The sequence below is a fragment of the Kutzneria sp. CA-103260 genome, from assembly GCF_018263855.1.
Lineage (GTDB): Bacteria > Actinomycetota > Actinomycetes > Mycobacteriales > Pseudonocardiaceae > Kutzneria.
Genome location: NZ_CP073318.1, coordinates 594,374 through 599,778 on the forward strand (window position 1 = coordinate 594,374; position 5,405 = coordinate 599,778).

The 5,405-nt window shown below is 71.8% G+C and carries 3 protein-coding genes; all 3 read left to right on the forward strand.

Translation table 11 applies throughout. The features are described from left to right. The first annotated feature begins 55 nt into the window (after positions 1-55). The 3 genes from JJ691_RS02630 to JJ691_RS02640 are packed head-to-tail and all read left to right on the forward strand — an operon-like array spanning position 56 to position 5,328. Positions 56-3,190: a hypothetical protein gene (locus tag JJ691_RS02630; RefSeq protein ID WP_211767197.1), complete on the forward strand. Its 3,135-nt coding sequence runs from the start codon at positions 56-58 to the stop codon at positions 3,188-3,190. A gap of 28 nt (positions 3,191-3,218) precedes the next feature. Further along, positions 3,219-3,650 carry a YbaB/EbfC family nucleoid-associated protein gene (locus JJ691_RS02635; RefSeq protein ID WP_211767198.1) on the forward strand — a complete coding sequence of 144 codons (432 nt, stop codon included), beginning with the start codon at positions 3,219-3,221 and terminating at the stop codon, positions 3,648-3,650. 25 nt (positions 3,651-3,675) lie between these two features. Next, positions 3,676-5,328 carry a hypothetical protein gene (locus JJ691_RS02640; RefSeq protein ID WP_211767199.1) on the forward strand — a complete coding sequence of 551 codons (1,653 nt, stop codon included), beginning with the start codon at positions 3,676-3,678 and terminating at the stop codon, positions 5,326-5,328. Positions 5,329-5,405: the final 77 nt, after the last annotated feature.

The following is a 5,405-nucleotide window of genomic DNA, read 5'->3' on the forward strand; positions in this document are numbered from 1 at the left end:
GGACGGGCGGCCGGCTGTGCCACCGTCCCGCTGAGATCAGAGAAGTGGAAGAGCCATGGCGGATCCGAATCCGGACAGCAACAACCCCGGCGAGGGGACCCCGGATGATTTCACCCAGTGGGACTGGCACAAGATCATGGACGCGGTCGTCGGCGCCTACGGAAACAACAGCAACAGCGGCCTGTCCGACCCGAACTCGCTCTACACCGCGGCCAACACGCTGGAGTACGTGAAGAACACGCTCCAGATGGTGTCGCAGAGCATCAAGGACCAGGCCGACGCCCTGTCCTACGGCGACGACGCGCCCTGGAAGGGCGCGGCCGCCGGCCAGTTCAACCAGATGATGTATCAGCTGGGCCAGAATATCCACGCCAACGCGCAGGTGCTGGCCGGCGACGTGGCGTCGGACGACATCCCGAACCAGGTGTACGCCAACGGACAGCATCTGCAGTCCGCGATCAACACCCTGCACGCCATCGACCACTGGTACGCCCAGCAGGCGATCAACATGGGCGCCCATGTGGTGGACGGCGTGGTGATGGTGCACGAGAAGCAGCAGGTCGTCGACGCGCTCAACCGCGACATGCGGACCGTCATCACCAACCTGTCCAACAACTACAAGGTCACCAACGACGGCTTCACCCCGCCGAGCACCGACAACAACCCCGGGCCCAACGGCGGCGGTGACAACAACCCGTTCGGCAACGGCAACAACCCCTTCGGGGACGGCAACAACCCGTTCGGGGACGGCAACAACCCGTTCGGCGACGGCAACAACCCGTTCGGCACCCCCGACCCGTTCAATCCCGGCGGCACCGGCCCCGGCAGCAATGGCCCCGGTGGCAGCGACTTCTCGCCGCCGCCGCTGCAGAACTTCGCCGGCAACACCGGTCTCGGTGGCAACGGTCCCGGTCTGAGTGACTTCCCCGGTGGTGGCGACAGTGGCCTCGGTGGTAACAGCGGTCTCGGTGGCAACGGCCCCGGCCTGAGCGACTTCCCCGGTGGTGGCGACAGCGGTCTCGGTGGCAACGGCCCCGGCCTGAGCGACTTCAACTCGCCTGCGTTGTCCAACTTCCCCGGTGGTGGCGACAGCGGCCTCGGTGGCGACAGTGGTCTCGGTGGCGACAGTGGTCTCGGTGGCGGCTCGCCCTTCTCGCCGCCGGCGCTGACGAACTTCCCCGGTCTCGGCAACAGTGGCCTCGGCAACAGCGGGCTCGACAACAATCTCGGCACCAGCGGCCTGAACGGCAGCAGCGACCCGTTCACCGACACCAGCGGCCTGGACACCAGCGGCCTGGACAGCCCGGCGCTGCAGAACTTCCCGGGCCTCGGTGACTCCGGTCTCGGTGGCGGTGTCGGCGGTGGCGCGGACGGCCTCGGCGGCGCCGGCGGTCTCGGCGACCTCGGCAACAACCTGGTGTCGGACAACCCGGCGCTGCAGGACTTCCCGGGCCTCGGCGACAGTGGTCTCGGCGGTGCCAACGGCCCCGGCAGCCAGAACAACATGGGCTCCGGCATGCCGATGTCGCCGGGCATGGGCGGCATGGGCGGCGGCCAGGGCAACCAGAACAACCCGACCAAGTCGGACGCGAGCGGCTTGCTCAACCCGACGCCGTTCCCCGGCGACCTCAGCGACGGGTTCGACCCGTCCGGGCTGCTCACCGGCGGCCCCGGCGCGCTGTCCGGCCTCGGTGGCGGACTGTCCGGTCTGGACGGACTCGGCGACCTCGCCGGCGCCGGTGGCGGCGGTGGCGGTCTCGGCGGCGCGGCCGACCTGCCGTCGGTGGCGGCCTTCCCGGGCAGCACCGACGTCAGCGACCCGTCGCTGGCCGGCCTCGGCGACGGTCTCGGCGACGGCGGCCTCAGCACCGAGGGCCTCGGCGGCGGCCAGCAGCAGCAGGCCGGCGGCCCCGGCACGCCGGGCATGCCGATGTCGCCGGGCATGGGCGGCATGGGCGGCGGCGCGGGTGGCCAGAACAACGCGCCGACCAAGTCGGACGCGAGCGGCCTGCTCAACCCGACGGCGTTCCCGGGCAGCCTGGACGACGCCATCGGCGACCCGTCGGGGCTGATCACCGGCGGCGCGGGCGCCGCCGAGGGCGGCTCCGGCGGCCTGTCCGGCCTGGACCTCCCGCAGGTGTCGGCGTTCGACGGCGACATCGCCCCGGCCACCGCGCCGGACGGCACCTCCGTCGACAACCCGAACCTGCCGGTGGACGAGGCCCTCGGCGAGGAGGGCCTGGAGTCCACGCCGCAGCAGCTCGCGTCCGCGGGCGGCCCGGCCGGGACCCCGGGCATGCCGATGATGCCGGGCGGCGCGGGGGCGGGGGCGGGCCAGAACAACGCGCCGACCAAGTCGGACGCGAGCGGCCTGCTCAACCCGACCGAGTTCCCGGGCGGCTTCGAGGACAACGGCAGCGACCCGTCGTCGCTGATCACCGGTGGCACCGGCGCGGTCGGTGGCACCGGCGGCGGCCTGTCCGACCTGCCGGCCACGGACGCGACTGTGGTCGGCGACGGGCAGCCGCAGGCGACCACCCCGACCAGCCCGCTGATGATCCCGCCGCTGCCGACCTCGGAACCGGCCGGCGCCGCGCCGGGCGGGCAGCGGTCCGAGGCCTCGCACCTGCTCGCGCCGGGCGGGGCCGGGTTCGGCGAGTCGGCCTTCGCCGAGCACCAGCACGGAAACCCGGGCGGGACCCGGCACGACGCCGCGCCGGCTGAACCGATGACGCCTCCCGACCGTGTGGCCATGGTGAACGGTTCGGACGGCGCCGAGGACTTCACGGCGTGGGAGGCCGGCGGCGCCGGATCCGTCGCGGTGATGCCGTGGCTGTTCGGCCGTGGCGGCAAGAACAGCGACGGCGACGTGCAGACCGACGCGCCCGTCGAGGACAACGACAAGTGGGTGCAGGGCGACATGCGCGGCGTGCCGGCCCCGGCCGACCAGCCGCACCTGGCGACGTGGCGGCCGGAGAAGGTCGTCACCGCGCCGGGGCAGCCGGCCGAGGAGGTCATGCTGCGCAGCTCGGCGGCCATGCCCGAGCCGATGCCGGAGCCCGAACCCGAGCCCGACGCGGACGCCGAGGAGGGCGAGGAGGAGCCGGAGCGCACCTCCGCCGACCTGCTCGACCGCCGGGCCGACCAGTGGGACGGCCGCGGCTCGGACCTGCCGGGGGTGCTGGGATGACTGTCTCGACGAGCGAGAGGAGCTGACCATGTCGTCGCCGTACGACGAGGCCATCAACGAGATGATGGCCGACTACCACCGCCAGCTCGAGCAGATCACCGAGCACCAGAAGCAGATGCAGCAGATCACCGGCACCGCCGCCTCGCAGCGCAAGTCGGTGTCGGTGACGGTGGGTCCGCAGGGGCAGATCCTGGAGCTGAAGTTCCCCACCGACGCCTACCGCGACATGGCGCCGATGGAGCTGGCCAACGTGATCATGGAGACGTTCAACGCGGCCCGTGCGCACGTGATGAAGCAGCAGCAGGAGCTGATGGCGGCCAATGCGCCGGCCGGCATCGACATCTCGCAGCTGTTCGGCGAGAACTCCGAGCTGGGCAAGGCGCTGCCGCGCAACCCGTTCATGTCCGACGTGGTCCGCGAGTACGTGGACAACGGCCGCGTGCCCGGCGCCGAGGACTGACCGGCCCGACCGAAGGAGGTTTCTGATGGCTGACAGCAATTTCTCGGTCAACACCGACGGCATGGGGCCGGCGGTGGACGGCCTGAAGAGCCTCGGCGACCGGCTCTCGCAGATCACCCAGCATCTTGAGTCCACTTTGGACAGCCTGGGTAAGCCGTGGGGCGACGACAAGAACGGCGAGAACTTCTGGAAGCAGTACGGCACCAGCCGGGACCAGACGCTGCAGGGCGCGTCCGGCATGGCCGACGCCACGCACGGGGTGGCCAAGGGCATCAAGGGGATGATCAACGGCTACAGCAAGATCGACGACTCGGCTAAGGAGACCGCCCGGCGGCTGGGCTCCGACTCCGACGACTCGGGTGGCGGCGGCTACTACGGCGGTGGCGGCGGTGACGGCTACGGCAGCAACGGCGACAACCCGCCGCTGACCCGGGCCCGCCGGATGGACGCGATGCAGCCGCGGCAGTTCATGAAGGCCAGGCGGATGGACGCCCTGACCCCGACCGAGCCCGGCATCCCGGCCACCAACGCGGACGGCACGCCGCTGGAGCCGATGGAGGGCCGGCGGCGGATGGACGCGCTGCTGCCGACCGAGGAGGGCGTTCCGCTCGGCCGTGAGGAGGGCACGCCGCTGGAGCCGTTGCAGCCGGCCCAGTTCGACGCCCTGACGCCGGCCGAGCCGGGCATTCCCGCCCGGCGGATGGACGCGCTGGAGCCGCTGGAGCCGGGCATCCCGGCGACGCGGGAGGACGGGACCCCGCTGGAGCCGTTGCAGCCGGCGCGGTTCGACGCGGTGCAGCCCGGCATTCCCGCCGAGCCGCTCCGGCCGATGGACCGGTTGCTGCCGGCGCAGGAAGGTGTGCCGGCCGAGCCGATGGAGCGCGGTGTGCTGGCCGAGGGCCGCCTGCTGCCGGAGGAGCCGGCGCATCCGCTGCTGGCTCGGGAGGAGGCCATTCCCGCGACGCCGGCCCATCACCTGCTGGCCCGCGAGGCGGCCGAGCCGTTGCAGCCGTTGCAGCAGGGGACTCTGCGGGAAGGCACGCTGCTGCCGACCCACGAGTCCATCCCGGCCGAGCCCCGGTTCGTCAAGTCCGTGCACGAGGGCGTCGGCATCCCGGACTCGATGCCGTCCACCGAGGGCCGGGTGACCTACCCGACCCAGGAAGGCACTCCGGCGCAGACCTTCGAGCGCGTGCACGAAGGAACTCCGCTCCAGCCGACGCATTCCTTCGAGCGCGTGCACGAAGGAACTCCGCTCCAGCCGACGCATTCCTTCGAGCGCGTGCACGAAGGAACTCCGCTCCAGCCGACGCATTCCTTCGAGCGCGTGCACGAAGGAACTCCGCTCCAGCCGACGCATTCCTTCGAGCGCGTGCACGAAGGAACTCCGCTCCAGCCGACGCATTCGTTCGAGCGGGTGCATGAAGGCACGCCGGCGCAACCGGTGCACACGTTTGAACGTGTGCAGGAGGGCACGCCGCTTCAGCCGGCGCATCGGCTGGAACCGGCCCGCCTGGACGAGCCGGTGCGGCCGACCGAGCCGGCGCTGCCGGTGTCGGAGCGGCTGTTGGAGCCCGAGCGTCAAAGCGTGCCCGCCGAGCCGGCCGGGTTCGCCGAGTTGGAACCCGAGCGGTTCACCCCGCTCGAACCGCGAATCCCCGTGGTCCCCGAGCAGTGACCGACCGGGCCCGGTCCGCCACCGGCGGGCCGGGCCCGACCGCCGTCGGATTGCCGTGAGAAAACGAAGGACAGGCC